At 73.6% G+C, this 25508-nt stretch carries 25 protein-coding genes and 1 pseudogene; 13 read left to right on the forward strand and 13 right to left on the reverse strand.

The window, feature by feature from the left end; all coding sequences use genetic code 11:
- The first annotated feature begins 349 nt into the window (after positions 1–349).
- Positions 350–1882, forward strand: a complete 1533-nt coding sequence (locus ABZ449_RS22300) for a S8 family serine peptidase (RefSeq protein ID WP_360348472.1) — start codon at positions 350–352, stop codon at positions 1880–1882.
- A gap of 233 nt (positions 1883–2115) precedes the next feature.
- A complete protein-coding gene (locus tag ABZ449_RS22305; RefSeq protein ID WP_360348475.1) occupies positions 2116–2454 on the forward strand; it encodes a hypothetical protein in 339 nt (112 codons plus the stop codon).
- A gap of 45 nt (positions 2455–2499) precedes the next feature.
- On the opposite strand, the gene ABZ449_RS22310 is transcribed toward ABZ449_RS22305, so the two are convergent.
- From ABZ449_RS22310 to ABZ449_RS22325, 4 genes are all read right to left on the reverse strand, one after another.
- Complete coding sequence (locus ABZ449_RS22310; protein ID WP_360348478.1) at positions 2500–2850, reverse strand: hypothetical protein; 351 nt, start codon at positions 2848–2850, stop codon at positions 2500–2502.
- A gap of 375 nt (positions 2851–3225) precedes the next feature.
- Positions 3226–4596, reverse strand: coding sequence for a hypothetical protein (locus ABZ449_RS22315; RefSeq protein ID WP_360348481.1), 1371 nt, complete (start codon positions 4594–4596; stop codon positions 3226–3228).
- Between the two features lie 58 nt (positions 4597–4654).
- Positions 4655–5506 (reverse strand): NEW3 domain-containing protein, encoded by an 852-nt coding sequence (locus ABZ449_RS22320; RefSeq protein ID WP_360348484.1) that lies wholly within the window; start codon positions 5504–5506, stop codon positions 4655–4657.
- Positions 5507–5994: 488 nt separating this feature from the next.
- Positions 5995–6717, reverse strand: coding sequence for a phospholipid scramblase-related protein (locus ABZ449_RS22325; RefSeq protein ID WP_360348487.1), 723 nt, complete (start codon positions 6715–6717; stop codon positions 5995–5997).
- A 344-nt stretch (positions 6718–7061) separates the two neighbouring features.
- Here ABZ449_RS22325 and ABZ449_RS22330 point away from each other — a divergent pair, with 344 nt between their 5' ends.
- Together ABZ449_RS22330 and ABZ449_RS22335 are read left to right on the forward strand one after the other, a co-directional pair.
- Entirely contained in the window at positions 7062–7703 is a 642-nt protein-coding gene (locus ABZ449_RS22330) for a dihydrofolate reductase family protein (RefSeq protein ID WP_360348489.1), read from the forward strand.
- 4 nt (positions 7704–7707) lie between these two features.
- On the forward strand, positions 7708–8550 hold the full coding sequence (locus ABZ449_RS22335; protein ID WP_360348492.1) for an alpha/beta hydrolase: 843 nt from the start codon (positions 7708–7710) through the stop codon (positions 8548–8550).
- 89 nt (positions 8551–8639) lie between these two features.
- Here the strand turns inward: ABZ449_RS22335 and ABZ449_RS22340 are convergent.
- The 5 genes and pseudogenes from ABZ449_RS22340 to ABZ449_RS22360 form a co-directional block, all read right to left on the reverse strand.
- Positions 8640–8960 (reverse strand): annotated as a pseudogene (locus ABZ449_RS22340) (VOC family protein); the annotation flags it as partial.
- Positions 8961–9057: 97 nt separating this feature from the next.
- Positions 9058–9951, reverse strand: a complete 894-nt coding sequence (locus ABZ449_RS22345) for a GNAT family N-acetyltransferase (RefSeq protein ID WP_360348495.1) — start codon at positions 9949–9951, stop codon at positions 9058–9060.
- Positions 9952–10088: 137 nt separating this feature from the next.
- Positions 10089–10640 carry a hypothetical protein gene (locus tag ABZ449_RS22350; RefSeq protein WP_360348498.1) on the reverse strand — a complete coding sequence of 184 codons (552 nt, stop codon included), beginning with the start codon at positions 10638–10640 and terminating at the stop codon, positions 10089–10091.
- Between the two features lie 131 nt (positions 10641–10771).
- Complete coding sequence (locus ABZ449_RS22355; RefSeq protein WP_360348501.1) at positions 10772–11209, reverse strand: hypothetical protein; 438 nt, start codon at positions 11207–11209, stop codon at positions 10772–10774.
- Positions 11210–11367: 158 nt separating this feature from the next.
- Positions 11368–11889 carry a GNAT family protein gene (locus ABZ449_RS22360; RefSeq protein ID WP_360348504.1) on the reverse strand — a complete coding sequence of 174 codons (522 nt, stop codon included), beginning with the start codon at positions 11887–11889 and terminating at the stop codon, positions 11368–11370.
- 351 nt (positions 11890–12240) lie between these two features.
- On the opposite strand from ABZ449_RS22360, the gene ABZ449_RS22365 reads away from it, so the two are divergent.
- Positions 12241–12741, forward strand: coding sequence for a hypothetical protein (locus ABZ449_RS22365; RefSeq protein ID WP_360348507.1), 501 nt, complete (start codon positions 12241–12243; stop codon positions 12739–12741).
- A 129-nt stretch (positions 12742–12870) separates the two neighbouring features.
- Here the strand turns inward: ABZ449_RS22365 and ABZ449_RS22370 are convergent, their stop codons facing one another.
- On the reverse strand, positions 12871–13626 hold the full coding sequence (locus ABZ449_RS22370) for a serine protease (protein ID WP_360348510.1): 756 nt from the start codon (positions 13624–13626) through the stop codon (positions 12871–12873).
- A gap of 598 nt (positions 13627–14224) precedes the next feature.
- On the opposite strand from ABZ449_RS22370, the gene ABZ449_RS22375 reads away from it, so the two are divergent.
- Positions 14225–14734, forward strand: coding sequence for a hypothetical protein (locus tag ABZ449_RS22375; protein ID WP_360348514.1), 510 nt, complete (start codon positions 14225–14227; stop codon positions 14732–14734).
- Between the two features lie 4 nt (positions 14735–14738).
- Positions 14739–15809, forward strand: a complete 1071-nt coding sequence (locus tag ABZ449_RS22380; protein WP_360348517.1) for a hypothetical protein — start codon at positions 14739–14741, stop codon at positions 15807–15809.
- Between the two features lie 315 nt (positions 15810–16124).
- Here ABZ449_RS22380 and ABZ449_RS22385 read toward each other — a convergent pair whose 3' ends face one another.
- Complete coding sequence (locus ABZ449_RS22385) at positions 16125–16745, reverse strand: hypothetical protein (RefSeq protein WP_360348520.1); 621 nt, start codon at positions 16743–16745, stop codon at positions 16125–16127.
- A 266-nt stretch (positions 16746–17011) separates the two neighbouring features.
- Between ABZ449_RS22385 and ABZ449_RS22390 the strand changes: the two genes are divergently transcribed.
- From ABZ449_RS22390 to ABZ449_RS22405, 4 genes are all read left to right on the forward strand, one after another.
- Positions 17012–17449 (forward strand): SMI1/KNR4 family protein, encoded by a 438-nt coding sequence (locus tag ABZ449_RS22390; protein ID WP_360348523.1) that lies wholly within the window; start codon positions 17012–17014, stop codon positions 17447–17449.
- A gap of 121 nt (positions 17450–17570) precedes the next feature.
- A complete protein-coding gene (locus ABZ449_RS22395; protein ID WP_360348526.1) occupies positions 17571–18551 on the forward strand; it encodes an endonuclease/exonuclease/phosphatase family protein in 981 nt (326 codons plus the stop codon).
- Between the two features lie 71 nt (positions 18552–18622).
- Positions 18623–19243, forward strand: coding sequence for an AAA family ATPase (locus ABZ449_RS22400; RefSeq protein WP_360348529.1), 621 nt, complete (start codon positions 18623–18625; stop codon positions 19241–19243).
- A 168-nt stretch (positions 19244–19411) separates the two neighbouring features.
- On the forward strand, positions 19412–20314 hold the full coding sequence (locus ABZ449_RS22405; protein ID WP_360348532.1) for an NAD(P)-binding domain-containing protein: 903 nt from the start codon (positions 19412–19414) through the stop codon (positions 20312–20314).
- A gap of 100 nt (positions 20315–20414) precedes the next feature.
- Here ABZ449_RS22405 and ABZ449_RS22410 read toward each other — a convergent pair whose 3' ends face one another.
- On the reverse strand, positions 20415–21374 hold the full coding sequence (locus tag ABZ449_RS22410; protein ID WP_360348534.1) for a hypothetical protein: 960 nt from the start codon (positions 21372–21374) through the stop codon (positions 20415–20417).
- Between the two features lie 411 nt (positions 21375–21785).
- Here ABZ449_RS22410 and ABZ449_RS22415 point away from each other — a divergent pair, with 411 nt between their 5' ends.
- Positions 21786–23621, forward strand: a complete 1836-nt coding sequence (locus tag ABZ449_RS22415) for an FAD-dependent oxidoreductase (protein WP_360348537.1) — start codon at positions 21786–21788, stop codon at positions 23619–23621.
- A gap of 120 nt (positions 23622–23741) precedes the next feature.
- Here ABZ449_RS22415 and ABZ449_RS22420 read toward each other — a convergent pair whose 3' ends face one another.
- The gene (locus tag ABZ449_RS22420; protein ID WP_360348540.1) at positions 23742–24659 is read right to left on the reverse strand and encodes a DUF2690 domain-containing protein; all 918 of its coding nucleotides are present in this window, start codon (positions 24657–24659) and stop codon (positions 23742–23744) included.
- Positions 24660–24890: 231 nt separating this feature from the next.
- On the opposite strand from ABZ449_RS22420, the gene ABZ449_RS22425 reads away from it, so the two are divergent.
- A complete protein-coding gene (locus tag ABZ449_RS22425) occupies positions 24891–25283 on the forward strand; it encodes a peptidoglycan-binding domain-containing protein (protein WP_360348542.1) in 393 nt (130 codons plus the stop codon).
- Positions 25284–25508 lie beyond the last annotated feature (225 nt).

The raw sequence follows: 25508 nt of genomic DNA on the forward strand, positions 1-25508 counted from the left end.
GACCTTTCGGGAAGCCGGGCGCACCGCGGCCGTTCGCGGGCGCTCCTTCGAGGACTATGGCCGCGCCCCCGCCGCTCGCACATCGGTCGTTCCACCGATGCGTGCCTGCCGGGGGCGGGCCGGGAGCCGGGCCGGGACGCATCGGGCCGGGAGCACGGCCGGGGCAGCGGCCTCGGGCTGTCGGTGCCGGTTCCCCGCGGGTGTGGTCACGTCATGACCGGGGCGTTGCCGAGTCATTGATGGTTGGTGAGGCGGCGGGATAGCTTCGCTTCCGCACCACCCGTCCTGTTTCTGCCCGGCCGACACTCCGTCCTCGGCCGGTCCCGCACCCGGATGATGTGGAGAACTCATGGCTCGACTGCGTTCCTTACGGCGGCTCGGCCTGGCCGTGCCGATCGCACTGTCGCTGACCGCCTCGCTCGGCTCCCTCGCCGTACCGGCCTCGGCAACGCCCCCGGCAGGGGCCGCCGTTCAGGCCGGGGACGCGCAAACCCTGGCGTACGTCGTCAACACGGGGACCGACCGTCGCACGCTCGCGGAGGTGCAGCGGGCCGTCACCGCGGCCGGCGGCACCGTCGTCGTCACGTACGACGGGATCGGCGTCATCGTCGCCCATTCGGCGAACCCCGACTTCGGCAGGCGACTGCGCGCGGTGCGCGGGGTGCAGTCCGCGGGTACCACGCGGACCGCGCCGCTGAGCGCGGTGGGGACGCCGGACGAGGGTGCGGTGCGGTACCTCTCCGGGGCCGAGGCCGCGGTGATCGAGAAGGCGTCCGGCGGCGGCCCGGGCGCCGAGCCCCTCGAAGCCGAGCAGTGGGACCTGCGGGCGATCGGCGCGGACCGGGCCGCGAAGGTCGACCCGGGCAGCGGTGACGTCACGGTCGCCGTGATAGACACCGGCGTCGACGACACCCACCCGGACCTCGCCGCGAACTTCTCGCCGTCGCAGTCCGCGAACTGCGTCAGCGGCAAGGCCGACACCACGTACGGCTCCTGGCGGCCGGTGGACCCGGACTACTTCCACGGCACGCACGTGGCGGGCACGATAGCCGCGGCCCGCAACGGCGTGGGCGTCGCGGGCGTGGCACCCGGGGTGAAGGTCTCCGGCATCACGGTCTCCCAGCCCACCCCGCGCCAGCTGATCTACGCCGAGAGCGTCGTCTGCGCCTTCGTGTTCGCCGCCGACCACGGCGTTCAGATCACCAACAACAGCTACTACGTGGACCCTTGGCAGTACAACTGCCTGGACGACCCCGACCAGAAGGCCATCGTCGACGCGGTCGACCGCGCCCAGCTCTACGCGCAGCGCAAGGGCACCCTCAACATCGCCGGGGCCGGCAACGCCAACCACGACCTGGACTCCGACGGCTTCGCCGACAGCCGCAGCCCCGACGACTCCACCCCGGTGAACCGGACGGTCGACCCGCACCGGTGCTGGGACCTGCCCGCCCAACTTCCGGGCGTCGTCACGGTCGGCGCCACCGGCGCCAAGGGCGCGAAGTCGTCCTACTCCAACTACGGCCTCGGCGTGATCGACGTCGCGGCGCCGGGCGGCGACCGGTACCAGGCCTCGGACACGCCGTCCGGGCACCCCGGTGTCCTGTCGACGCTGCCGAACGGCCAGTACGGCTACGAGCAGGGCACGTCCATGGCCACTCCGCACGTCTCCGGCGTGGCCGCGCTGCTGAAGTCCGCCCACCCGCACGCGACCCCCGCCCAGCTGCAGGCGCTGCTCAAGGCCCAGGCGGACAACCCGGGGTGCCCGGCCGGCCCGTACGACGGGAACGGCGACGGCACCGTGGACGCCACCTGCGCGGGCGGCGAGCGCGTCAACGGCTTCTACGGCTTCGGCATCGTCAACGCACTGCGCGCGGTCGAGTAGTCGCCACCGCACGGGCCCCGCTGTCGTGGCCGCCCCCGCGGTCACCCTGTTCCGCCCCTGCACGAACGCCCCCGGCCGTATGGCCGGGGGCGTTCGTCGTGCCCGGTCACCGACCATCGTGGCGGCCGCGGCTGTCACCGCGGCGACGACGGCAGGGCGCAGGAGGCGGGCGGTCCGCTGCGGGAGGGTTCGCGCCCGGGTCGGGCGGGTCGCGGGCGCTGTACGATCGGCCGATGAGTGAGGACTATCCGTTCGAGGACGGCCGCAACGTCTTGTGGGAGCTGGAGGGATTCGGCCCCGACGAGTGGCTCTGCTCGTCCGTCACGTTGACGCGGGAGCAGTTCCTGCAGGTGAGGGGCTTGTTCGAACTCGGCGATGACGAATGGATGATGGCCGGCGTGTACCCGGTTCCCGTCGAGGCCCAGGGCCCGCTGCGGGCGGTCGTCGAGGCGGCGCTGTTCGAGGAGGGGGTGGACTACTTCCTCGGAGCCCGCCAGAACCTCCCCTCGGGAAAGCTCTGGCCTCCCTCCGGGGTCCGCGGGCCGTTCCCCGGCCCGGTTCCCGGGCCGTAGTACCGGGGGGCCGGGGGCCGGGGCGGGCTTCCGGGGCGCGGACGCTCAGTCCCCCTGGGACCAGGCGGCGCTCGGCAGCGACAGGTAGACACCGAAGTCGACGAGCCCGGTCGCGGCGCGGATGTCCGCGTGGAGCACGTCCACCCGCTCCTGCCGGTTGGCCGCCCTGCTGGCGAACCACTTCGACCTGATCTCGATCACCACCTCCAGGCCGCTGCGGTCCAGCGGGCCCAGCCGCCGGAAGCGGATCTCGACGTCCCCGGGCTGCAGATCGCCGTCGTACGGCTCCTCGGGGCACTCGACGGCCAGCGACACCAGATGCGGCAGCACCGAGCCCAGTTCGCGCAGACGGGACTCGGGCACGGTGGGCGCATGGGTCACCTCGACGAGCGGCATGCCCGACACCTTAGACGGAACGACGTCCCGCCGGAGCACCGGGCCCGCTCCCGGCCGACGGACCGTCACCAGCCGTACAGCACACGGCAGATAGCCGGGGACCGCCGGGGACCGCCGACGCGCCTCATGCGCTCGAGGAGAGCGACCCGCGGATCACGGGACCGGTCCGCGCCCTGCCCTCCGGCCCGCGACCCGGCGGGTCCGGGCCGCCGGGGAGCAGCACCGGCGGGCGCGGTCCTCGTCACCCGCGCCGCGTCGCGCCCGCGCCCGTGCCCGCGTCACGACGGTGAGGACCACGGCGACGACCAGGGCAGGCCGCACCGCGCACTTCGCACACAGGAGGCGCGGCGGTCGGCTCGGCTCCGTCACGGCCCGTCACCCGGGCTGTGCGGGCGGACGGCCGGGTGCGCAGCCGTCGATGAGGGGATGCACCGTCCAGGAGTTCTCCGGCCGCTGTTGCGCGGTCAGGACCGCGAGTTGGGCCGGTGTCAACGAGCCCAGCTGCGCGCCGGTCAGCCCGTCGGGGTTGCGGGGGTCGGGTGGCGGCGGGGCTTCGTTCACCAGGCGGCACCAGCGCTGCTGGGTGGCCGTGATCGTCGCACGGTCGGCGGCCGGGACGTTGGTGCGCGGGTCGTAGCCGGCCGGTGCGGGCCTGACCTCGGCCGGGAGTTGTCCGGCGGGCGTGGTGAGTTTCACGATCGCCTTGACCGGGTGCAGTTCGGTGTGCCCCGAGTGGCCGGCGTCCCAGACCCAGCGGCCCTGGACGATGAGCACGTCACCCACCTTGATCTGCCGGGCCACCGGCCCGGTGACGAACGCGTCGTCGAAGGCCTGCGCCGCCTCCCACGCCGCGGCGGCCGCCGCCAGCATCGCGGGCGCCAGCAGGACGGCCAGGACGAGGGCGACGAGGTCCTCGACGATGCTGCAGACCGCGTCGAGCGCCTTGTCCAAGGGCCACGGAAGGTCCTCGGCCACCGCGTGGCAGACCTCTCCCGGGCTCGGTCCGCCCCCCGGTGGCTTGCCCCGGAGTATGTCGAGGAAGGGCTTCAGCGCCTGGCAGACGAAGAAGATCCGGGACCCCTCGCACTCCGCGTGCAGCACCGGCAGCGGGACCCACCGGCCGGTCCGAGGCGGTGCGTGCCAGTCGGTGTCCGACGGCTGGTCCCACAGCTTGTGCAGGTTGTCGCCCTCTCGGCCGTCGTCGGCCAGGGACGTACCCGCGAGCTTCCAGAGCACTCCGTAGCCGTCCACGGGGTAGGTGGCCGTGCCCTGCGGCAGCGGTTTCCTGATGATGGGGATGCCGGTCCGGTCCAACGGTGCGGGCAGCGGTCGGGGATTCGGCGAATCCTTCAGGAGCCGGCCCAGCGGGCCGTTCGCGGCGGCGTCGTCGCGGACACGATGCGGATCGACGATGTCGGGATCGGGCGTGCCCGGCGGGCTGTACTTCGCGAAGTCGTCGGTCTGGAACGGGGCGAGGAGGAGGTTGAAGGAGAAGTCGTTGTCGATCGCCTCGATGCCCGACTTGCCCCGGGCCTGTTCCAGCCCGACCACGACCCCGATGGCACACTCGTCGCCGCCGCCGGCGAGGCAGACGAGCTTCCCGCCGAGCAGGTAGTCGCAGAGCATGAACGCGAGGATCGAGGGGACGCCGGCGTCCAGCGGGCCGGGAGGCACCTCGTAGTCCGCGCGATCGACGCAGTGCGTGTACTGGCCCGGCGGCGTGATGATCGCTCCTGCGTCAACCATGGTCCTTCCTCCTGTCCACCATGGCCCTTCCTCACTGCCCGGTGCGCTACCCGGTGCACTACCCGGTGCCGTCGACGTACAGCGTGACCCCGCCCAGGAGTTCACTGCCGACGCCGGCGTGCACGTTGATCGCCTGTCGGCCGGCGAAGCCGTCGGGCGCCGTCACGTCGACCGTCACCTCGGCCCGCTCGCCCGGGTCCAGCGTCACCTCGGCGGGATGCACCGTCACCCGCCAGCCGTTCGGGATCGGCCAGTGCTCGACGCGGTGCCGCTCGAGCCGTGACCGCTGCTGCTCGGGAGGGCGGTCCTCACCGCACGCGTCCAGCGGCGGGACGGCATAACCGTCGAGCGTCAGCGTGACGGTCGCGCGTTCGGGCCGGTCGTTGCGGACCGGGAAGGCGAACGTCGCGTGGGGCGAGTTGAGCGGCTTCACGTCGGTGTTGCTCTGCCCCAGGTTGTCGGCCGGGTTGGCGTCGTCGTCCCACAGCAGCTCGACCTGCAGGCAGTAGTGGCCCGGGGTGGCCGGGGTGTGCCACGGCACCGTGGCGAACGCGGGGCAGCCGGCGGCGGCCTTCACCGGCAGGTCGACCTTGGTCGTCCCGACGTCGTGCCGGGTGGTGCCCGCGCCGAACTCCAGATAGCTGACCTTGACCGGGAGGCCCGGCGCCGGACCGGTGGTGGAGCCGTTCCAGACCCGGGCGACCACGAGGTAGTCGGTGTCCGGCCGCAGCGTGTGCGCGTCGACCGGAACCCCGGGAGCGGCGGCGAGTTCGACGTGGATGTCGGGGTTGTCCCAGGTGACCGCGAGGCCCAGCGACCGCAGGTACCGCTGGCTGTAGATCATCGGGTCGGCCTGACGGTGCACCCAGGGCGGGATCGCGCCCGGCGGGCGGCAGCGACGGTTCTCCACGCGGCACAGCCGGACCAGCTCCTTCAGCAGCCAGGCCGACCACCCGAGCGCAAGCAGTGACCACAGCGGCCGGAGGCAGTGACGGCAGGTCCACCGCCCGCAACCGCACCCGCAGCGACGCCGGCTCATGGCCGTGACCGTGACCTGCACGGATTCACTGGTGCCGTCCTCATGTTCCCAATGTCCCACCCGTCCCGGACCGCTGCCATGCGACAGCTCGGGCCCGGCCACCGGCAGCCCGGCCACCGGACGACGCCGACCCCACCTACTGTGTCCGCACGTGGACCCGTCTCGACGACACGGCGTGGTCCGGGCCGCAATCCGGTGACAGATGGTCACCCTCCGCCAAGCCATCGGCGGGATCTCAAGGAAACCGGGCCGGCAAGGAACACCGAGCGTCACCGGCAAGGGCCTGGGTGATGGGGGTTGCTCGCGCGGGAGCCCCGCCCTGTGGGGCGGGGCTCCGAACAACGGCGTACGGTTCCCGGTCAGCCGAGGCCGCGAGCGTCCTGCTTCAGCGCGGTGTCCACGGTCAGCGCGGTCGCCACGACGAGGCTGATCAGCGGGTCGGGCAGCGGGCGGTGGATCTGGAGCACGTAGTTGTCGGCCGTGGTGAACATCGTCTTCGCCAGGCCTTCCCAGGTCTTGGTGATCCGGGCGACCTCGGTGTCCGTCTCGTCGACGATGGAGAAGTTCCAGGCCCGCCAGTTCTCCGCCTTGATGGCGCCGATCTTCCGGCCGCCGACCTCCAGCGAGAAGTTGATCTTCCCGATCATGTTCTGCTGGACGATCTGGCCGACCTCCTGGCCGTCCGGACGCTGCACGATCACCCGCGACTTGAAGATCTTCGCCGGGCGGGTCAGCAGCAGCACCGGGGTGCCCTGCGCGTCACGGATCTCCAGCTTGTGGGTCAGGTACTGGTCGATGGAGAAGAGCAGCCGAACCACCTTGCGCAGGCTGCTCTGGCCGACCTGGACCACCGAGCCCAGCGTGGCGCCCTGCTGGTCGTAGACCGCGTACTCGTTGGTCAGCTCGATCAGCTTGGCCTTCTGGTTCACCACCAGGACGGGCTCGGAGAAGAGGGTGCCGCGGCCACCGTAGACCGGTCCGACGCCCGCCTGCTGCTGCACCTGGTACTGCACCTTGGCGGGGTCGCCGACCGGAGCGGCCGGCTGCCCGGGGAAACCCGGGGTGTTCGTGTTCTGGGACATGGCGGGCAGGCTAGGGCCAATGCCCGGTGGGCAGCCAGATCGTTTTGAACGGCCGCCGGGTGCGTCCGGGACCCCGGGTCGCGAATTCGACCTGCGGGTTTGGGCGTTGCGAGCGGCAGCCGACCGGTACTTGACGGAAGGAATGTGTCTGATGTCACATCCGATGATCGTGCGTGGACGATGGCCTGCCGCGCGGCAACGGCTCTCCGGCCGTCGGGGGCGCCGGCGGTGCCGGGCGGGGCGGTCGGGGATGCGCGGGCACCGGGTACCGGCGTGGCGATGAGTTTTCCGGCCCCGGCAGGTCTACATCTCGACAGGACGACCAACTCATCGGGAGTACAGCCATGGGCCTCATCGACATCGAACTGTTCGCGACCCTCGACCTCGTCGGGCAGGCGCCCGGCGGCCCCGACGAGGACCCGGTCGGGTTCCCGTTCGGCGGCTGGCAGGCGCCCTTGATCGACGAGGCCACCGGGGCGCAGATCCTCGCCGCGTACGAGGGCACCGACGCCCTGCTGCTCGGCCGGCGGACGTACGACATCTTCGCCGCCTACTGGCCGCACCAGAAGGACGGCGAGATCGCCGAACTCTTCAACCGCGTCCCGAAGTACGTGGCCTCCCGCGGCACGCCCGACCTCCCGTGGGCCGGGTCCACGCAGCTCGGCCCGGACCTGGCCGCCGCGGTGCGCGGGATCCGTGACCGGCACGAGCGCGTGAAGGTCGTCGGGAGCCTGGACCTGGTGCAGACCCTCCTGCGGGAGAAGCTCTTCGACCGGCTCGACCTGTGGGTGCACCCGATCGTGCTCGGCGTCGGGAAGAAGGTGTTCGACGGTGGCGCGGTGCCCACGAACCTCACGCTCCTCGCACCGCCGGTGGCCGGCCCGCAGGGCACCGTGTACCTGCGCTACGGGCTCGCCGACGGCACGCCCCGGACGGGCGACATGAGCGCGCCCGACCGCGGTCTCGGGCACGACGACGCCCGGTGATCCGATGACGACCGTCGACATCGGTGGGATCGCCCTGGGCGTCGAGTCGTTCGGTGACCACGGCGCACCACTGGTCCTGCTCGCGGGCGGGCCGACGATGCTCTCCTGGCCCGACGCGCTGTGCGAGCGCCTCGCCGCCGGCGGGCGCCGGGTGGTGCGCTACGACCTGCGCGACAGCGGGGAGTCGACGACGGCGGATCCGCGGACGCCCGCCTACACCCTGCGCGGCCTCGCCGCCGACGCGGCGGCCCTGGCCGTCGCGCTCGGCGGGGCACCCGCGCACCTGGCGGGGACCGGAGTCGGCGGGCTGGTCGCCCAGGTGGCCGTGCTCGACCATCCGGGCGCGTTCCGCGCGCTCACCCTGGTCGGCACCCGCCCGGTCGCCCCCGGCCCGCCCGACGACGACCTCCCCGACCACGACCGGGCGACGATGAACCGGCTGTTCGCGCGTCCGCTGCCCGACTGGGCCGATCGCCAGGCGGTCGCGGAGTTCGCCGCCGCCGGCGCGGAGATCCTCGGCGACGACCCCGTCGCCGCGCGCGCTCTCGCCGGGCGCGTCTGGGACCGCACGCCCGGCACCGCTCCCCCGGTCCAGATGGCCAATCAGCTGGGCCTGGTGTTCTCCGGGCTGGACTGCGGACCCCGCTGGCGCGAGCGCCTGCCCGGGGTCAAAATCCCCACCCTCGTCGTCCACGGCCGCCGCAACCGGTTCTTCCCCGTCGGCAACGGCGAGGCGCTCGCGCGCGAGATCCCCGGGGCGCGGCTGCTCGTCCTCGACGGGGCCGCCACCGCGATCACCGACGCGGCGCTCGGCGAGGTCGCGGAGGCGATGCTCGCGCTCGGGTAGCTGCTCCCGCTCGGGCCGGGGGCTGCTCGGCTCGGGGGGGGTGGGGGCCGCTCGGGCCGGGGGCCGCGCCCGTCGGGTCCGCAGGCCGGTCAGCCCCGGGTGGGGGCCGCCGCGACGCAGAACTCGTTGCCCTCCGGGTCCGCCATCACGACGTGATGGCCCTCGAAGGTCTCCAGGACGCTCCCGCCCGCCTGCACCAGCCGCGCGGATTCCGCCCTGATCCGCGCCCACCGCTCGGCCGGGCTGCCGTGTCCCGGCACCCGCACATCCATGTGGAGCCGGTTCTTGGCGGTCTTCGGCTCCGGGACCCTGAGGATGCACAGCCGGGGCCCGACGCCGTCCGGATCGCAGAGCCACGCGCCGTCGTCCGCGCCGTCGTCCTCCGGCAGGCCGAACTGCGCGAGCCACTCGGCCGGTGTGCCACGGCGTCGGCGTCCGTGGCGAAGCCCGGCGGAGGAAGCGGTCCCGGTGTGCGGGCCGCAGGCCGGGACGTCTCTCGTGTCATGGCTACCGCTGCTCGGCAGGTGCTTCCTCGTAGCGGGCCCGCCGCGCGACCGGCGAGAAGCCCAGACTCCGGAAGAGCGCGGCGGATGCGGGGTTGTTGACGTTGACGTCGAGGAAGACGTCCTCGACGCCCGCGGCCCGCATCCGCGCCAGCGCGGCCGTGGCGAGCCCCCTGCCCAGGCCGCGGCCGCGCCATCGCGGCACCGTTCCGATCTGGATCAGGAAGCCCTGCGCGCAGGTCACGAAGGCCGCGGGAGAGCCGTCGAGCGCGCGTGCGAGCAGCGAGTACCGGGGGCGGAAGTCGTCGTCGGCGGCTGTCCAGTCGACCCATTGCGCTTCGGTCCAGCCGGGAAATCCGGGGCGTTCGGCGAACGCCGACCGGTACGCCTCGAAGAAGTCCCCTTGATTGCTTTCGTCCCATTCCTCGATCCCGACCGTCTCGGGCAGGGGCACCTCGGGCAGGGCGGCCTCCAGGCTGCGCCGGAGCACGTCCTCCGCGAACGCCTGACGAAGCCCCCGCGACCGGAAGAGCGCGTCGGCCTCGGCGGTCAGTGCCTCCGTTTCCACGGCGATCCGGCCCACCGCCCTGCCACGTGCCACGTCCAGCAGCCGGTCCAGCAGCGCGGCCCCCAGCCCCTGCCGCCTGTGGGCCGGGTCGACCTGGCCGGTCACCGTCGCGACACCGCGACGGTCCCGAACCGATCCGGCCGCGACCAGGGTTCCGGTCCCGTCCCGGAGGCCGAGAGCGGTCACCGTGCCCCCGGTGTATCTGCTGCCCAGGAACTCGGGTGCCACGGTCGCCGGCAGTCCGCCGTCAACGGCCAGGCAGCGCCGACAGAGCTCGCCGACGGCCGGTAGTTGGTCCTCCTCCAGAGGATCGACCCACTCGAGTTCCACTCGGCCTCCAGTCTCCGTCGCGACAAGGCGGTCCCGTCGCGGATGCCAGGCTCGCACGGCAGTTGTCGCGCGGCGTGTCTCGGGTCGGTTCGCGGGCGCCGGCGAGGAACGCCCGGTGCGTACCCGGCCGCGGGCGCTCACCGTTCGTTGAGCCAGCCGCAGACCCAGTAGTTCCCGTCCGCGTCGCGCTCGGCCATCCACTGGTACGTGACGTCGCCCGCCAGCTGCCCGGAGTCGGGATCCCGCTGGGTGATCTGCACGTCCAGGCTGAATCGGTCGCTGTCGGCGGGGATCCCGTACGGGAGGACCCTCCAGCGGGCGACGTAGTAGCCGTTGAGCGCGAACCCCAACAGCGTGGAGCGCAGCCGGGGGCAGGTCGCTCGGCGGAAGGCCGTCATGTCCTGGCCGGCCAGGGCGTCGAGGTACTCCCGGAAGACGCGGTCGACGGCTTGCCGGTCCAGCGGGGTGTGCTGGGGGGACGCCGGCGGGGCCGAGGACGGGGCGGAGGACCAGGCAGGTGCCGAGGGGGCCGCGCCACCGGCGCCGCGATTCGCGTCGCGGGATGAGACCGCCCCCTGCAGCCACGCGATCACGACGACGAGGACTGTCACGGTGGCGGCGAGGCCCCCGACGAGGTAGGCGCGCCACTGCGCGGTCCTGGCGATGTTCGTGACGCCGCTGCCCTGCACCTGGCTGTGGGTGAAGTGCGCTCCACGGAAGTCGTTGTTGACTGTTGTGCCCGTCGGCTCCCGGTCTTTCCCGTTCCGCCCGCTTTGCCCGCCTTTGTGGTGCGCGGTGCCGTCGGTCCCCACCTGCGGTGCTACTCGGCGTAGTTGTTCGTCACGTTCATCGTGCCACTGCCCTGCACCTGGCTGCGGTCGAACCGGGCGCCGCGGAAGTCGTTGTGCACCGTCTCCGCCGGCCGGGCGGCCTCGGCCAGGGCGGCCAGCTGCTCCAGTGCCGACACCACCTGCTGCCGCCCCTCGTCGGGCAGTTCTTCCAGAAGGACCTCGAAGCGGGTCTGCCAGACGGCCGTCTGGGCGGCCTGCACCCGCTCCGTCTCGTCGTCCGCCGCGGCTTCCAGCACGGCGCGGGTCCGGTCGAGTCGCTCGGACTCCGCCTGTTCGCGCCGGGCCTCGCTGCGGCCGAGCAGCCGGGCCGCGGCGTCCCTGACCCCGTTCCAGGCGTCCGTCCCCGCGGCCTGCACGATCGCACTGCCCCCGGCGGCCGCGGCAGCGGCGAGCAACTCGGGCAACATGGCTACCCCCATAGCGCAAGAAGTGGGCCGACAACCCAGAGTCTGCCATGAAGGGCCGTCCGTGGTTGACGGGAGTCCGAAACCCCATGACGGTGGGTCAGGAACACGTCGGACACGGTGGTCACCGAGTACGGCGGCCCCCGCCCGGGGGCGTCCCGCTACGGCCGGGGATCGGTGCGCAGCAGGCCGTACATCAGCCCGTCGCGCCATTCGCCGGCGCGGAAGGTCACCGCGCGGTGCAGCCCTTCCCGGGTGAAGCCGATCTTCTCCAGGGCGCGCTGCTCGGCGATGTTGCCGACCTCGGTGTCCGCCTCCACCCGCATCACCGGCGTGTTGGCGAACAGGTAGTCCACCAGCAGGCGTTGGGCCTGTGTTCCGATCCCCCGCCCGCGCGCCTGCGGCACCAGCTGGATGCCGATGTTCCAGTACGGCATGGTGGGCAGCAGGCCCATCCGGTCGGCGGCGACGAAGCCGCAGAACCCGTCGCCGAGCACGACCGCGAACATCCATTGGTCGTCCCCGAGCAGCCCGTGCTCCTCCCACCGGCGCCGGAGCCGCTCCGGATCCCGCCAGCCGTACCACTGGAACTCGCCCATCGCCTCCGGATCGTTGATCAGACGGCCGATCGCGGGAAGGTCGGCTTCGGCTACCGGGCGCAGGGAGACCGCTTCATCGCTCATCCGGTCACCATAGCCACCCGAACACCAGGATCACTGACGCCTCGTCAGGTCGACTGCGGGACGGCGGCCGCCGCCGGCCGGTCCTGCCCGTCCGCGGTCCGGCCGACGGTCCCGTCGACGGGACGGCCGGTGGCCCTGTCCTGCGCCCGGATCGGCGGCGCACACCCGCTCCCACGCCGATGCGGTGACGCCGGACCGGTCGAGCCCGCGCCGGCGTCGCCGCGGGATGCGGTGGGTCGCCCGCCGGTCGCGGCCTCCCGCGAGTAGGCCGGTCGGAGGAGCTTCGGCGGTGGTCGCCCCGGGGGTGCCGGATGGTTGGTGTGAGGAGAGCGCACGAGCAAGGGAGCCGAGGTGGGCAAGGCAGCGCCCCGTTCAGGCCGTCGACGCGGCTCGACCGGGCGGGGTAGGACTCGGGAGCACACGATCATCGTCGCGCTGATCGTTGCGGCAGGGGGGATCGCCGCGGCCGTCATCACCACCCGCTGTCAGGCGGCCCCGCCGAACGCCGTGCCCTCGGCCTTCCAGGGAACGTGGCAGGGGTGGACCACTCAGCGCGACAGCGGTGCGAGCGACCGTACGACGATCACCGTCAGAACGGGGGACGTCCACCAGGACGTCGGTGAGAGCGCCTACGACGTGGCCGCCGGGAAGTGCCACGGGGTGCTCACCCTGTCCGGCGCGGCGTCCACCACACTGGAGATGGTGGAGCGGATCGACGCCGGACCGTGCGTGCCGACCGGCTCCGTCACACTGACCCTCAAGACGGCGAACGAAGCCGCGTACCTCTACACGGGGGACAAGAAGTCCGGAACGAGGCAGACGGCCGACGGCATCCTGCGGAAGGTCGGATGAGCGGCCGTCATGCTCCGGGCCGGTGCCCTGGTCGGCATCCTGCCCCGGCCGGCCCCGCTCCGCCCGGCGGGGCAGGGCGGGGCGGAGCAGGGCGGGGCGGCCGGTTCCGGATGCGGCAGCACCGGCCGGCTAGGACAGCAGCTGCGCGGGGACGTCGGTGGCCCGGGTGAACACCGAGATCGGGTACTGGGTGTCGCAGTACTTGTTGCCGGTGGAGACCACGCCGATCACCACACCGTCGGCCACCAGCGGCCCACCCGAGTCGCCCTTGCAGACGCTGTCCGTCGTACCGGCCCGCGGCAGACCGCAGACCTTGAGCAGCGGCGATTCGTCCGGCGAGGTGTACGGGTCGCAGGAGGCCGGCGGAGCCAGCGTCAGCTGCGCCTGCTTGAGGTGCGTGCCGGGGCCGTCCGAGCCGGTGCGCCCGAACCCCAGCACCGTGGCCGTGCGGCCGTACCGGTAGAGCGCCTCGTCCCCCTGCCGCGCCACCCGGACGGGCTTCTGCGGCAGCGGACGGTCCAGGGTGAGGACGGCGGAGTCGTGGTCCAGGCCGGCGGTGTAGCGCGGGTCCACCTGGTAGCCCTTCACCCGGCGGACCTGGCCGCCGGAGCCGGTCAGGTCGGTCCGCCCGGCGATCACCTTCAGTGAGCGCGGGTCGGCCGCCTCGCTGACGCAGTGACCCGCGGTGAGCACCTTGGTCGGCGCGATGAGCGCGCCGGTGCACCACTGCTCGCCCGTGGCGGTCTGCAGGGCCACGACGAACGGGTGGGACCTGGTCGTGGTGTCCGATCCGCCGTGGACGGCGGCGGCCGGGGTGGCCGCGACGGCCAGCAGTCCGGCGGTGGCCAGCAGGACGGCGAGCGGGCGTCGGTTCGAGGTGCGCATGGCAGGGCTTCCTTCTGGGTCGGGTGGTACGTGGTGGAGGCGTCGGGTGCGGTGGCCGCGCTCGGCGTCGGACGGGCGACGGCGAGCGTCGGCGTCGGCGCCGGTGGTGGCCGCGGTGGCGCCCGGGTGCCGGCCGGGCCGGCTGAACACGAACGGGAGTCACGCAGGGACACGCAGGGATCCGCGCCTCCCCGGAGGCTCGGCGGGCCGGGTGCTCCCCCGGGCTCGGTGTCGATCGCCGCCGGACCACAGACTGCCCCGGAGCCCGTCCCGCCCGCCAGCACTGCCCGACGGTTCGGGACGCTGGAACGGTGAAACATACTGTGACCTGCGCGTTCATCGCTTCCTGGAACGCCGTGGCGGGACGAGGGAGCCCCTGGAACGGGCTCCGGCAGGGGTGTGGGATTAGCGAAGCGAGCCGGGACGGACGGGGGACGGGGCGAAAATCGGGAGAGGCTTCGATTCGGCTGAAATGTGGTCATTCCGGTGGCGGACTGCGGTCGGCGTCGGCTTGCGCGAGGAGGCGGCGCCCGTTTGTCTGACATCACGTCACCCGATGTGTCCGCTACAGGCGGCTATCCCTGGAGTCACTGTGCGCGTGCGAATCCTGCCAGTCGCGGTCGCGTCCGTCGCCCTCGTCCTGGTCCAGCCGGGCCTCGCCGGCGCGGCATCGGATCCCAGCACCACGGTCACCTTCACCGTCACGTCCGGCGCGCTGTCGATGTCGGTGCCGGTCAGCTCCACCCTCGGCTCGGGGGCGCCCGGCACCCAGGTGAGCGCTCCGCTCGGCCCCGTGACCGTCACCGACGACCGTGCTCTCCTCTCGGCCTCCTGGTCGGTGACCGTCTCGGAGACGGACTTCGCCAACGGCCCGTCGACGGTGCCCGCCACCAGGGCGACCTACACGGTCGGGTCGGTGACGACGACCGGCGTCATCACCGCCACTCCGACGAATGTGACGCTGAGTAACTCACCGCAGGTGGTGGTCACCGGGAGCGCGGGCGTCGGGGACAACACCGCGACCTGGGACCCGACGATCAGCGTCGCCCTGCCCGCCGGCGCCGTCGGCGGGACCTACACCGGAACGCTGACCCACTCCGTTGCCTGACCACATGAATCGCATGAACGGTGCGCGCCGCTCCTGGGTCCTGCTGACGGTGCTGGCCGTCGTCCAGGCGGTCGGGGTGCTGCCGGCGTCGGCGGACGGGATGCCCGGGCCGGGGGCGCCCGGGGTCTCCGCCGCTCCCGGAGTACCCTCTCCCCGGCCGACCCCCGAGAGGAAGACCATCGGCATCAGGCTGCTCGACGCTCCGGAGAACCGCCGCGACGATCCCCGGGCACAGGCCTACATCGTCGACCACGTCGCGCCGGGCACGACCATCGAGCGGCGGGTGGAGGTCACCAACGAGTCGTCCACGCCGATCCACGTCACCGTGTACGCCGCGGCGGCCACCATCGAGAAGGGGCAGTTCGCCTTCGCGCCGGACCGCACGCCCAACGAGCTGACCGGCTGGACGTCATTCGACAAGACCGACCTCGACATGGCGGCCTCCACGACCGCGCAGGTGCGCACCACCATCCGGGTGCCCAAGGACGCCGCCGCCGGGGAGCGCTACGGCGTCGTCTGGGCCCAGACGGGCAGCCCCGCGGACCGCTCGCACAATCTGGCGCTCCTGGGCCGGGTGGGGGTGCGCATGTACGTCGACGTCGGTCCCGGAGGCGAGCCACCCTCGGACTTCACGATCGAGCGGCTCTCCCCGACCAGGGCCCGCGACGGGCGGAAGGAGCTTCACGCCCGGATCCACAACACGGGCGGCCGCGCCCTGGACATCACCGGAGCGCTCCACCTCCTCGACGGGCCGGGCGGCCTGCGCGCAGGCCCCTTCCCGGCCAGGACGGGCACCACGGTGCCCCCGGGCGGCCTCGCGGAGGCGGTCGTCCCGCTCGACACCCAGCTGCCGGACGGCCCCTGGGCCGCGGAACTCACGCTCAGGAGCGGCCTGGTCGAACACACCACACGCGCCACCGTCACCTTCCCGACGACTCCCGGCAGCGCCGGACCGGCCGAGGCATCGGCCGCCGAACCGGGGCACTTCCCCACCCCCGTGACCGCTGTGCTCTCCACCCTCGTCCTCGCCGGCCTCTGCTTCCTGCTCCCCAGCCTCCGCCGACGCCACTGGTGACCACCCCGCCCGGACATCGACCACCACCGCGCTGAAGCTGGTGGGGGCCGACGCGGCGCGCGGCGCCGTGCTCGACTTCGAGCTGCTGCGCGGCCGGCCGCAGCACGTGCTCGGCACGTCCGGGCCGCCGCCGCTGCGCACCCGCCCCCGCTGATCCTGTGCCGTTCCGTCGAGTTCCACCTCGGGCGGAGCCGCGCCGCCGCTCGGTGACCGCCGCAGGTGCGGGACCGCCGCCACCCGCTCGGGTCGAGCGGGGACGTGCCGGAGGCACCGCACGACGTGCGGTGCCTCCGGTGTGGCGGACGTGGCGCGGGGTCAGGCGCTGAGGAGGTAGTAGCCGCCGTGGCCGGTGCAGCCGCCCCCCCAGTAGGCGCCCGAACGGAAGCCCGGCGGGATCGGCGAGTTGGGACAGGTGACCAGGCCGGCCTTGGCGATCTGGTGGTACCAGCCACCGACCCCGTTGCAGCCGTAGACCACGTAGCCGGTCACGACGTAGCCCGCGACGATCGGGGAGCCGCCGCAGGTCCAGATCCCGTCCTGGACGAGGTTGTGCCGCCAGGAGCCCATCCCGTTGCAGCCGTACTTGATGTAGTCGGTGAGGACGTACCCCGAGATGATCGGGGAGCCGCCGCAGCTGTAGAGGCCGTCCGCCTCCGGCTGCTGGAACCACGAGCCCCAGCCGCTGCAGCCGTCCTTGTTGTAGGCGGTGATGACCCATCCGTTCGGGATGGCGGCTCCGGAGCAGGCCCACTGGCCGGTGCTGGTGACACTGGTGGCGCTGGTGACGCCGGCCGGCTGGGCGGCCGCGCTGGACGTGCCGGCGGCGGTTCCCGCGAGGACGAAAGCGGCGATGAGCGCGAGCGCGCCCAGGGTGGCGCCTATGCCGCGGCGGACGACCGCGCCGGTGAGGCGCTTCCAGAGGGGACGAGGATGCATGGTCGGTTCACTCCAGTCCTGGCGGCGGGCATGCTGGATGCCCGCTGGTCGGGGGGATGGCCGAGCGGTGAATCGGGCCTCACCTTAGTGGGGAGGCCGCGTGGGTGTCCGGTGTTTGGACAGTGAAGGTGGCCCGGCGGTGGCAGTGCCTCGGTCACCGGCCCCCGGGCGGGCGCGGGACCCGGGCGGGCGTCGTCGCGCCCGGCGACGCCGCCGAGGCCGACCTCTTCGTGGAGACGGCGTCGCCCTTGGCTAGGCTCACGGCCATGTGGAGACAGTCGGTGCGGGAAGTCTTTCCCGGTGCAGGGCTTCGGGAGCCGGCCGAGGCGTCCGGGATCGTCGAGGCCGAGAGGCGGCTGGGGCGCGCCCTGCCGACGGACCTCAAGCAGCTGCTGTCGGAGAGCGACGGCGTGCTCGGCCACTCTCACGTGGACACCGTCTGGACCATCGACCGGATCGTCGAGCAGAACCTCCGCTTCTGGTCCGACGAGACCTTCGCCCAGCTCTACATGTCGTTCGACGCCCTCCTGTTCTTCGGCGACAACGGGGGCGGCGACCAGTTCGCCTTCGTGCAGAAGCCGCAGCGCCCGGACGTGTTCGTCTGGGAGCACGAGAGCGACAGCCGCCGGTGGGTGGCCAACGACCTGCGCGACTACCTCGGCCGTTCGCTGCGCGCCGGTGGGGACGACTGGTACCAGCTGTAGCCGAAACGATCCGCCGGGCAGGCGCCGGTGGCGCGGAACCGGGCCCCGGGTAGGGGCGTCCGTCCTTCACGACGGCGGCCGATGATCACGGATGTCGGCCGTCCCCCGTGGAAGGAGCACCGTGACGGACCGTACGTCGAAGAGCGCATCGCGCGCCGGCAGGCGCCGTTGGCGTCGCGTCGCGCTGATCGGGTGCGGGGTGCTGCTGCTGGGACCGGCCGTGCTCGCGGTGGTGCGGCTGTTCGGCTGGGACGACGGCACGGTGTGGGCCCTGCCGATGGCCGGGCTGCCGTACGCGGCGCTGCTCAGCGTGCTGCTGTTCGCGGTGGTGGCGGCGCTGCGCGGACGGTGGCTGGCCCTCGTCGCGGCCGCTCTGGTGGCGCTGCAACTGTGGTGGCTGATACCCCGGTTCGTCCCGGACGCGGCCGACGCACCCGCCGACGCGCCCCGGCTGCGGGTGGCGACCAGCAACAACTTCATGGGGCAGGTCTCGCCGAAGTCCCTGGTCGATCTCGTACGCGACCAGCGGATCGACGTGCTCGCGGTCGAGGAGCAGAGCGACTCCGCCGCCGACGCGCTGGACGCGGCCGGCATCCGCGCCCTGCTGCCGCACCGCGAGCGGCCGGCCGGCACCGACACCGCGCTCTACACCCGGCTGCCCGTCAGCTCCGCCGCCGACCCGGCCTGGCCGACCACCAACCTGACCGTCGACGTCGGCGGCCGCCCGGTACAGCTGGTCGCCGTACACACCTACTACCCGCTCGGCGACGCCCGCCGCTGGGCCGAGGGGCTGCACGACCTGCGGGCCGCCGCACCAGGGCGTACCCGCAACGCGGTCCTGCTGGGCGACTTCAACGCCACCCTCGACCACAAGCCGATGCGCGACCTGGTCGACACCGGCCTGGCCGACACCCACGAGGAGCTCGGCGCGGGCCTCTTCCCGACCTGGCCGCAGGACCACCCCGACTACCGCGTCCCGGCCGTGATCCAGATCGACCACGTCCTGCACGGGCCCGCGCTGACCGCCGTCGACGTCTCCGAGCACGCCCTGCCGCGCAGCGACCACCGCGCCGTGGTGGCCGAACTCGCCGTCCTGCGCTGAGCGCGGGGAGACGGAGCAGCAGGACGGATCTCCGTCGCCCCGTGAGCTGCCGGCGGATACCGTCGTACGTCATGGACGGCAGCGGAGAGCGGCTCCCCGGCGGGACGGGCACGGCGGACACGACGGGCAGGACCGGCACGACGGGCAGGAGCGGCACGACGGGCAGCGCCGACACGGTGCTGATCGTGGTGCGCGGGCCGAGCGGTGCCGGAAAGTCCAGCACCGCCGCGCGGCTTCGCGCCGCGTACGGCCGGGGCATCGCCGTCGTCGGCCAGGACGTCCTGCGGCGCGAGGTGCTGCGGGAGCGGGATGTCGCCGGCGGGGCGAACATCGGCCTGATCGACCTGGTGGCGCGGCATGCCCTCGACCACGGCTTCCACGTCGTCGTCGAGGGCATCCTCGCCGCCGACCGCTACGGCCGGATGCTGGCCCGGCTGGCGGCCGACCACCTCGGGCGCAGCTTCCTGTACTACCTGGACGTCGACTTCGAGGAGACCGTCCGGCGGCACGCCACCCGCCCGCTGGCCGCCGAGGTCTCCCCCGAGCAGATGGCCGGCTGGTACCGGGCGCACGACGTCCTGCCCGGCGGCCTCGAACGGGTCATCGGCCGGCACAGCACCCTCGATGACACCGTCGAGCGGATCCTCTCCGACACCGGCCTCACCCCGCCCGGCTGGACGCCCCGCCCCTGACCGGTGCGCCTCCCGAGCGGACCGGCGGCCGTCGTTCCTTCACCCCGAGGTGTCCGTCGGCGTAGGCCGTGGAGCGGAGCCGGTGTCCGGCCGAAGGCGGATGACCGTCGTACGCCGTCCCGACAGAATGATCTCCGTTCCGCCCCCCGCCTGTGAAGGACGTGCACGATGTCCGTGCTGCTGCTGAATGACGACGACGTCCGCCGGCGCCTCGACGCCCCGCGCGCCGTGCGGGCGGTACGCGGCGCCCTGCTGGCCGCGCACACGGGCGGTCTCGTCGCTCCGCCGCGCGTGCGCGCCGAACTCGGCGACGGACAGCTGGTGTTCACGGCGGGACGGCTGCACGCGGAGAAGCTGATCGGTTTCCGGTCCTACGACACCGTGGTCGGGGCGGAGCAGCTGGTGGCCGTGTGGAGCACCGAGGACGGCCGGCTCAGGGCCGTCGTGCACGGCGGCGAGCTGGGCCCGCGGCGCACCGGCGCGATCGGGGCCGTGGCGGTGGACGCGGCGGCGAATCCCGGTCCGCTGCGGCTCGGACTCGTCGGGGCGGGGGCGCAGGCCTGGGCGCAGCTGTGGGCGATCCGCGCGGTGCGGCCCGTGGCGCGGGCTGTGGTGGCGTCCCGCCGGCCGGAGCGGGCGCGGGCGTTCGCCCGGCGCGCCGCCGAGGAGTTGGGGGTCGAGGTGCGGGCGGTGGGCACGGTCGAGGAGGCGGTGCGGGAGCGCGACGTCGTGGTCGTCGCGACGAACAGCCCGGTGCCCGTCCTGGACGCCGACTGGATCGCACCGGGCACCCATGTGACGACGCTCGGGCCCAAGACGCTCTCGCGCCACGAGGTTCCCGCCGCCCTGGCGGAGCGCGCGCACGTCCTGCTGACGGACTCGCTCGCGCAGACGGCCGGCTACGCCGAACCGCACGTCTTCCCCGTCGGGCGGATGGTCGGTCTCGGCGCCGTTCTGGCCGGCGACGAGGCCGCGCGCACCAACGCGGACGACATCACCGTCTTCTGCTCGGTCGGCCTGGCCGGCACCGAAGTCGCCGTCGCGGCAGCGCTGTTGGAGGAGTCGCGCTGAAAGCCGACCGGGGACGGGCTCTCGCCGCGACGGATACGGCGGGCATCCGGGAACGGCCGCTGCCCGAAGCCGCGTGAGTGGCGGGTTCGGGCAGCGGCCCCTACCCGGGCCAACCGTTGCGGTTCTCGAGGGGCTTTGCTCCGGCTGCGGCGCAGCAGAGGTCCTGGCCGAGGACGTAGCAGCGCAGGTCGATGTCCTCGGGTAGGGCGGGGGCGGTGCCGGGGAGGGCGACGGCGCCGACCGCGACGATGAACGTCCTGGTCACGGCGTCGCTCCCCTTCTTGGTCCGGGGGGCCTGGAAGAGCAGGTAGCGGGCCAGCAGGTAGTCCTCGGTGGTGAGGTGGGGGTGGGCCAGGAGGTCGAGGGCCGCGGCGTGGAGGAGGGCGCTGTCGCGGGGGGCGGGGGTGGCGCTGTAGATCGGCTTGCCGCCGCTCTCCACCCAGGAGGCGTCCAGGCCCCGGGCCGTGTAGCGGGCGGTGAGTTCGGCGTCGGTGCGGTGGGCGGCTTCGCCCCGCAGGAGGCGGTTGCCGGTGATCCGCCGTCCGTCCGGCAGGAGCACCCGGTTCTGGAGGGTGTCGCCCTCGACGCCCTCGGTGGCGAAGCGCTGCTCGGCGAGGCGTCCGTGGCGGAGCATGGCCTCCCAGGCCGGGGTGGCGAGGCCTCCGGTGTAGGTGCGCGTGGCCCGGTCCCATCGCGCGCCCTCGCGCAGGCGGCCGACCTCGCCGAGGCGGTCGTAGTTGGTGTCGCCTTCCCGGATGGGGGTGCGGAAGCGCTCCGGGTTGAAGGCCGCGCCGGCGATGCCCGGAGGCGGGCCCATCGTGACGGCGAGACGGTAGCGCCAGTCGACCAGGTGCGCGTGGACGGCGGCCAGCGCGGCCACCCGGGCCGGCACGTCCGAAGTGGCCTCCCATGTCCGGGCCAGCATGCCGGCCGCTTCGACGGCGGCGTTCGCCTGCTCGGAGGCGAAGGCGCGGGCCTTGGCCTGTCGGGCGGGGTCGGCGGAGCGCAGGGCGAGCGGGCTGGTGGGGAAGTCGCCGGGGGTGATCGGTGCGGTGGCCATGGCTCTCTCTCCTGGTCGGACGGCGCCCTGGGGGGGTCGTCTGGATCGCCAAGGTGCTTGAGGGGCAGCGGTGTTGAGGGGGCGGGGCATGTCCCGAGCGGCGCACCCGCCACCCGACCGCCCTTCGGCGCGCCGCCTGCCGTGGTGTCGCCCGGCCGACGAACGTACCGGCTGCGGCGCCGTGTTGAGGAGGTTCCGCACGACGGACAGGCCCTCCGGACCCTGGGGTCCTGGAGGAAAGGGCCGCCCACGGCCGTTCATGGTCGCAGAGTCGGTGGCACCGGGGCAGGAGGGCGGCGACCGCGAAGTGCCCCGGACCGGCTACGGGTGACCGGCGCCCGGCCCGGTCGTTTCACACCGGGGGTCGGCCCCGCCGCTCGGGGTGACCAGGAGGCCGGAGGTGTGCGCGTCATGGGGTTGGCCGAGGATTCGCGGGAGGGTGCGGTGGGCGAGCGGACGCGACGTCAGTTCCTCGCCAGGGCCGCCGTGTTGGGTGGGAGTCTGGCCGTCGGGCCCGCGGCGGGCGCCGCCGCGCTCCCGCGTGGCGCGGGCGCCGGTGGCCGCGCCGGCTCCGGGCGGAGCGTGGCGGTCCTCGGCGGCGGGGTCTCCGGGCTGAGCGCGGCGCACGAACTGGCCGAGCGCGGCTACCGGGTGACGGTGTACGAGTACCACGCCGCGCTCGGCGGCAAGGCCAGGAGCATGGACGTGCCGGGCAGCGCGGCCGGTGGCCGTCGGGCGCTGCCGGGCGAGCACGGCTTCCGGTTCTTCCCCGGCTTCTACCGCAACCTGCCGGACACCCTGCGCCGCATCCCCTGCGCCGGCAACCCCGGCGGCGTGCACGGCAACCTGCGCGACGCCACCCAGGCGCTGCTGGCCTTCGACGCCCCGCGCCCGGGCCTGCTCCTGCCGTTCCGGTCCCTCACCCGCCCGCTCGACCTGGGCGACCTCGCCCCGGACGCCCTGCGGCGGACCCTGGCCGGGGTGCTGGACGAGGTGCTGCACCTGCCCGCCGACGAGCTGGCCTACTTCACGGACCGGGTCCTGGTCCACCTGACCAGCTGCGACCTGCGTCGCGAGCAGCAGTGGGAGCGGGTGCCGTGGTGGGACTTCATCAGGGCCGGGCGGATGTCCCACGACTACCAGCGCCTCCTCGGGGTCGGCCTGACCCGGGACCTGGTCGCGACCCGGGCCGAGCAGGCCAGCACCCGTACGGTGGCCCGCACCGTCGTCGAGGCCTTCCTGCTGAACGGGTTGCTGGGGCGCGGTGTCGACGGACAGCCCGACCGGGTGCTCAACGGCCCCACCAGCGAGGCCTGGATCGACCCGTGGGTGGCCCATCTGTCCTCGCTGGGCGTCGGGTTCCGGACCGGGACCGAGGTCCGGGAGGTGCTGTACGCGGAGGGCCGGATCACCGGCGTCCGGGTGGCGCCGGCCGGCGGCGGCGCCCCCGGGACGGTGCGGGCGGACTACTACCTCAGCGCGCTGCCGGTCGAGCACGCCCGCGCCACCTGGGGCCCGCGTCTGCGTGCCGCCGATCCGCAGCTGGCGCGCTGCGACGCGATCCGCACGGACTGGATGACGGGCATCCAGTTCTACCTGCGCCGCCCGGTGCGGCCGGTGCACGGCCACGCCGTCGCCCTGGACTCCCCGTGGTCGCTCACCGCCGTCAACCAGGCGCAGTTCTGGGACCGGGACTTCGCGGCGGCCTACGGCGACGGAACGGTGCGCGACTGCCTGTCGGTCTGCGTCTCGGAGTGGGACCGGCCCGGCATCCTCTACGGCAGGACGGCCAAGGAGTGCACCCGCGAGGAGGTGGCGCGCGAGGTCTGGGCGCAGTGCCGGCGGGCCTTCGACCGGCCGGGCGCCGGGTGGCCGGCGGACGCGGAGCTGCACTCGTGGTTCCTCGACCCGGCCGTCACCGGTCTGGGCGGGCCGGCGCCGGCCAACCGCGAGCAGTTGCTGGTCCACCCCGCCGGAACGCTCTACGACCGGCCCTCCGCCGTGACCGCGGTCGGCAACTTCTTCCTGGCCGGCGACTACGTCCGCACCGAGGTCGACCTGGCCACCATGGAGGGGGCCAACGAGTCCGCGCGGCGCGCCGTCAACGCCCTGCTGGACGCGGACGGTTCGACCGCCGGGCGCTGCCGGATCCGGGGACTCTTCCGGCCCCCGGAGCTGGAGCCGCTCAAGCTGGTCGACGAGGCCCGCTACCGCCTCGGCCTGCCGAACACCTTCGACCTCGGGTGACCCGGCCCGGCGCGCCTGCGTGTCGGCATGACGGTCGGGCCGGCGCCTGACCGGCGGCGCCGCTCCGGATGCGGGGGGCGGTGGCGGGCGCCGCCCCGCGCGGCGGTGGAGACGCTCTCGCTACGGCGAGGGGGTGGGGGCCGTGGTCGCGTCGCCGGTGCAGACGGTGCCCCGGGAGACGACGACCGCGCAGGCGGTGGCGTCGGTGGGTCGGGCGGAGTGGACCATCTTGGTGTGCGCGTCGTGACCGTACTGCTGGCGGTACTCCTGCTGATCGGACGGGGCGCCGTTCCGGTCGAAGACCTGGACGCGGTCGTCCGGGGAGCTGCCGCTCATCCTGGCCCATGCCGCTCGGCAGGAGGGGCTGAAGCGGAGTTCGATCAGGACGCCGTACGCCTGGTTGCGGGCGGTGGTGGAGGCGTCCTGCAGGCAGGTCGTGGCGGCGGGCTCGATGCCGGTGCAGGAGGAGGCGTCGCAGGCGACCGCGGGCGTCGCTCGGGGTGGGACCGCGGCTGCGGGTGAGGTGGGCGTCTCCGAGGCCGGGGAGTCGTCCCCCGCCAGCCGGGGGACGGCGATGGCGGCCGCCGCGAGCACCAGTGCGGCGGCGCACCAGAGCGGCCAGTGCCGTGTGCGGGTGGCGGGTTCGGAAGCGGTGGCGGTGGTGGCGGCGGCGGTGGCGGCGGGTTCACGAGGCTCGGCCGGGCCGTCGTCGGACGGTTCGTCCGGGCGGGTCCGGGCGGCGCCCGGTGCTTCGCCCTCCACCTGAGCCCGCAGTCCGAGCGCGTTCGCGAGTTCGTCGTCCGGGAGTCGGTAGTGCTCCCACAACAGGCGGATCGCGTCCACGGGGGCGGGGTTCTGGCCGTCGGGATTCTCGTAGCGCGACAGGGTGGTCTGGGCGATGTGAAGGCTTCGCCCGACGGTGGTCTGCGTCTGGCCGGCCTCCTTTCGCCAGCGCCGCAGGGTGAGTGCCAGTTCCGTCCTGACCGACGGAGGCCGCAGGCTTTCGCCGTCGGTCTCCGTGATCCGGTCCTGCGGCATGCGCAGTCCCCCTCGCATGTCTCGGGTCGTTCATATTCCCAGGTCACAGCACAGGTCCGCGCTTGCGCATATGCATGAGTAACCGTGTGCTCGCACAGCGTAGAAGTCCCGGCGGGTGACGTGCAATCGTGAGGGCAGCCGGAGGCCCTCCGGTGAAACCCATCCCCTCTCGCCCGTATCCGGGCGGCCTCGGCCTGCCCGGATCGGGCACACCCGACCCAAGGAGTAGTCATGAGCATGCCCAGCAATGGAGTGTTCGGCGCCCTGAAGGGGCGTACCGGGCTGACCGCGCGCACCACGGTCGCGGCTGTCCTGGCCGCCGGCGTCCTCGCGGGCATCGGTGTCGCCAGTGCCGAGAGCGTCCGCCCCGGTGCCCACGGGGCGTCGCGCGACACCGCCGCGGCCGACGTGCGGCTGAACCTGCGTGAGGGCATGCGCGGGGACGCTGTCTCCGCGCTCCAGCGCCGGCTCGACGCCCACGGGCACCGGGTGGCGGTCGACGGCGTCTTCGGGCCCGAGACGACCGCTGCCGTCAAGGCGTTCCAGCGCGCTCACGGTCTGAAGGCCGACGGCATCGTCGGCCCCGCCACCTGGACGGGGCTGCTGTCCGCCGGCCGCGGCTGACCCACAGCACCACCGGCCCCGGCGCCGCACACCCGCAGCCGAAGAGCGAAGGAGTCCCCCATGTCCCGCAGCGTCCACGACGCGAACAGCGCACCGAAGCGAAGGTCCAGACCGATCGCGACGGTCGAGTCGGTCCCGGGGGACGGCGCGAGGCCTGTGCCGCGCGGGTTGCGCGGTACAGGCCTCGTGGGTCACTCCGGGTGCCCCTGTCCGGTCCCCGGGGTG

It is taken from the genome of Kitasatospora sp. NPDC005856, assembly GCF_040629945.1.
GTDB lineage: Bacteria > Actinomycetota > Actinomycetes > Streptomycetales > Streptomycetaceae > Kitasatospora.

Excerpts from the sequence above, each read along its gene's own strand:
- ABZ449_RS22300 (WP_360348472.1), top strand. The coding sequence starts at position 350 with ATGGCTCGACTGCGTTCCTTACGGCGGCTCGGCCTGGCCGTGCCGATC.
- ABZ449_RS22305 (WP_360348475.1), top strand. The coding sequence starts at position 2,116 with ATGAGTGAGGACTATCCGTTCGAGGACGGCCGCAACGTCTTGTGGGAG.
- ABZ449_RS22310 (WP_360348478.1), bottom strand. The coding sequence starts at position 2,850 with ATGCCGCTCGTCGAGGTGACCCATGCGCCCACCGTGCCCGAGTCCCGT.
- ABZ449_RS22315 (WP_360348481.1), bottom strand. The coding sequence starts at position 4,596 with ATGGTTGACGCAGGAGCGATCATCACGCCGCCGGGCCAGTACACGCAC.
- ABZ449_RS22325 (WP_360348487.1), bottom strand. The coding sequence starts at position 6,717 with ATGTCCCAGAACACGAACACCCCGGGTTTCCCCGGGCAGCCGGCCGCT.
- ABZ449_RS22330 (WP_360348489.1), top strand. The coding sequence starts at position 7,062 with ATGGGCCTCATCGACATCGAACTGTTCGCGACCCTCGACCTCGTCGGG.
- ABZ449_RS22335 (WP_360348492.1), top strand. The coding sequence starts at position 7,708 with ATGACGACCGTCGACATCGGTGGGATCGCCCTGGGCGTCGAGTCGTTC.
- ABZ449_RS22355 (WP_360348501.1), bottom strand. The coding sequence starts at position 11,209 with ATGTTGCCCGAGTTGCTCGCCGCTGCCGCGGCCGCCGGGGGCAGTGCG.
- ABZ449_RS22360 (WP_360348504.1), bottom strand. The coding sequence starts at position 11,889 with ATGAGCGATGAAGCGGTCTCCCTGCGCCCGGTAGCCGAAGCCGACCTT.
- ABZ449_RS22370 (WP_360348510.1), bottom strand. The coding sequence starts at position 13,626 with ATGCGCACCTCGAACCGACGCCCGCTCGCCGTCCTGCTGGCCACCGCC.
- ABZ449_RS22380 (WP_360348517.1), top strand. The coding sequence starts at position 14,739 with ATGAATCGCATGAACGGTGCGCGCCGCTCCTGGGTCCTGCTGACGGTG.
- ABZ449_RS22385 (WP_360348520.1), bottom strand. The coding sequence starts at position 16,745 with ATGCATCCTCGTCCCCTCTGGAAGCGCCTCACCGGCGCGGTCGTCCGC.
- ABZ449_RS22390 (WP_360348523.1), top strand. The coding sequence starts at position 17,012 with ATGTGGAGACAGTCGGTGCGGGAAGTCTTTCCCGGTGCAGGGCTTCGG.
- ABZ449_RS22400 (WP_360348529.1), top strand. The coding sequence starts at position 18,623 with ATGGACGGCAGCGGAGAGCGGCTCCCCGGCGGGACGGGCACGGCGGAC.
- ABZ449_RS22405 (WP_360348532.1), top strand. The coding sequence starts at position 19,412 with ATGTCCGTGCTGCTGCTGAATGACGACGACGTCCGCCGGCGCCTCGAC.
- ABZ449_RS22410 (WP_360348534.1), bottom strand. The coding sequence starts at position 21,374 with ATGGCCACCGCACCGATCACCCCCGGCGACTTCCCCACCAGCCCGCTC.
- ABZ449_RS22415 (WP_360348537.1), top strand. The coding sequence starts at position 21,786 with ATGGGGTTGGCCGAGGATTCGCGGGAGGGTGCGGTGGGCGAGCGGACG.
- ABZ449_RS22420 (WP_360348540.1), bottom strand. The coding sequence starts at position 24,659 with ATGCCGCAGGACCGGATCACGGAGACCGACGGCGAAAGCCTGCGGCCT.
- ABZ449_RS22425 (WP_360348542.1), top strand. The coding sequence starts at position 24,891 with ATGAGCATGCCCAGCAATGGAGTGTTCGGCGCCCTGAAGGGGCGTACC.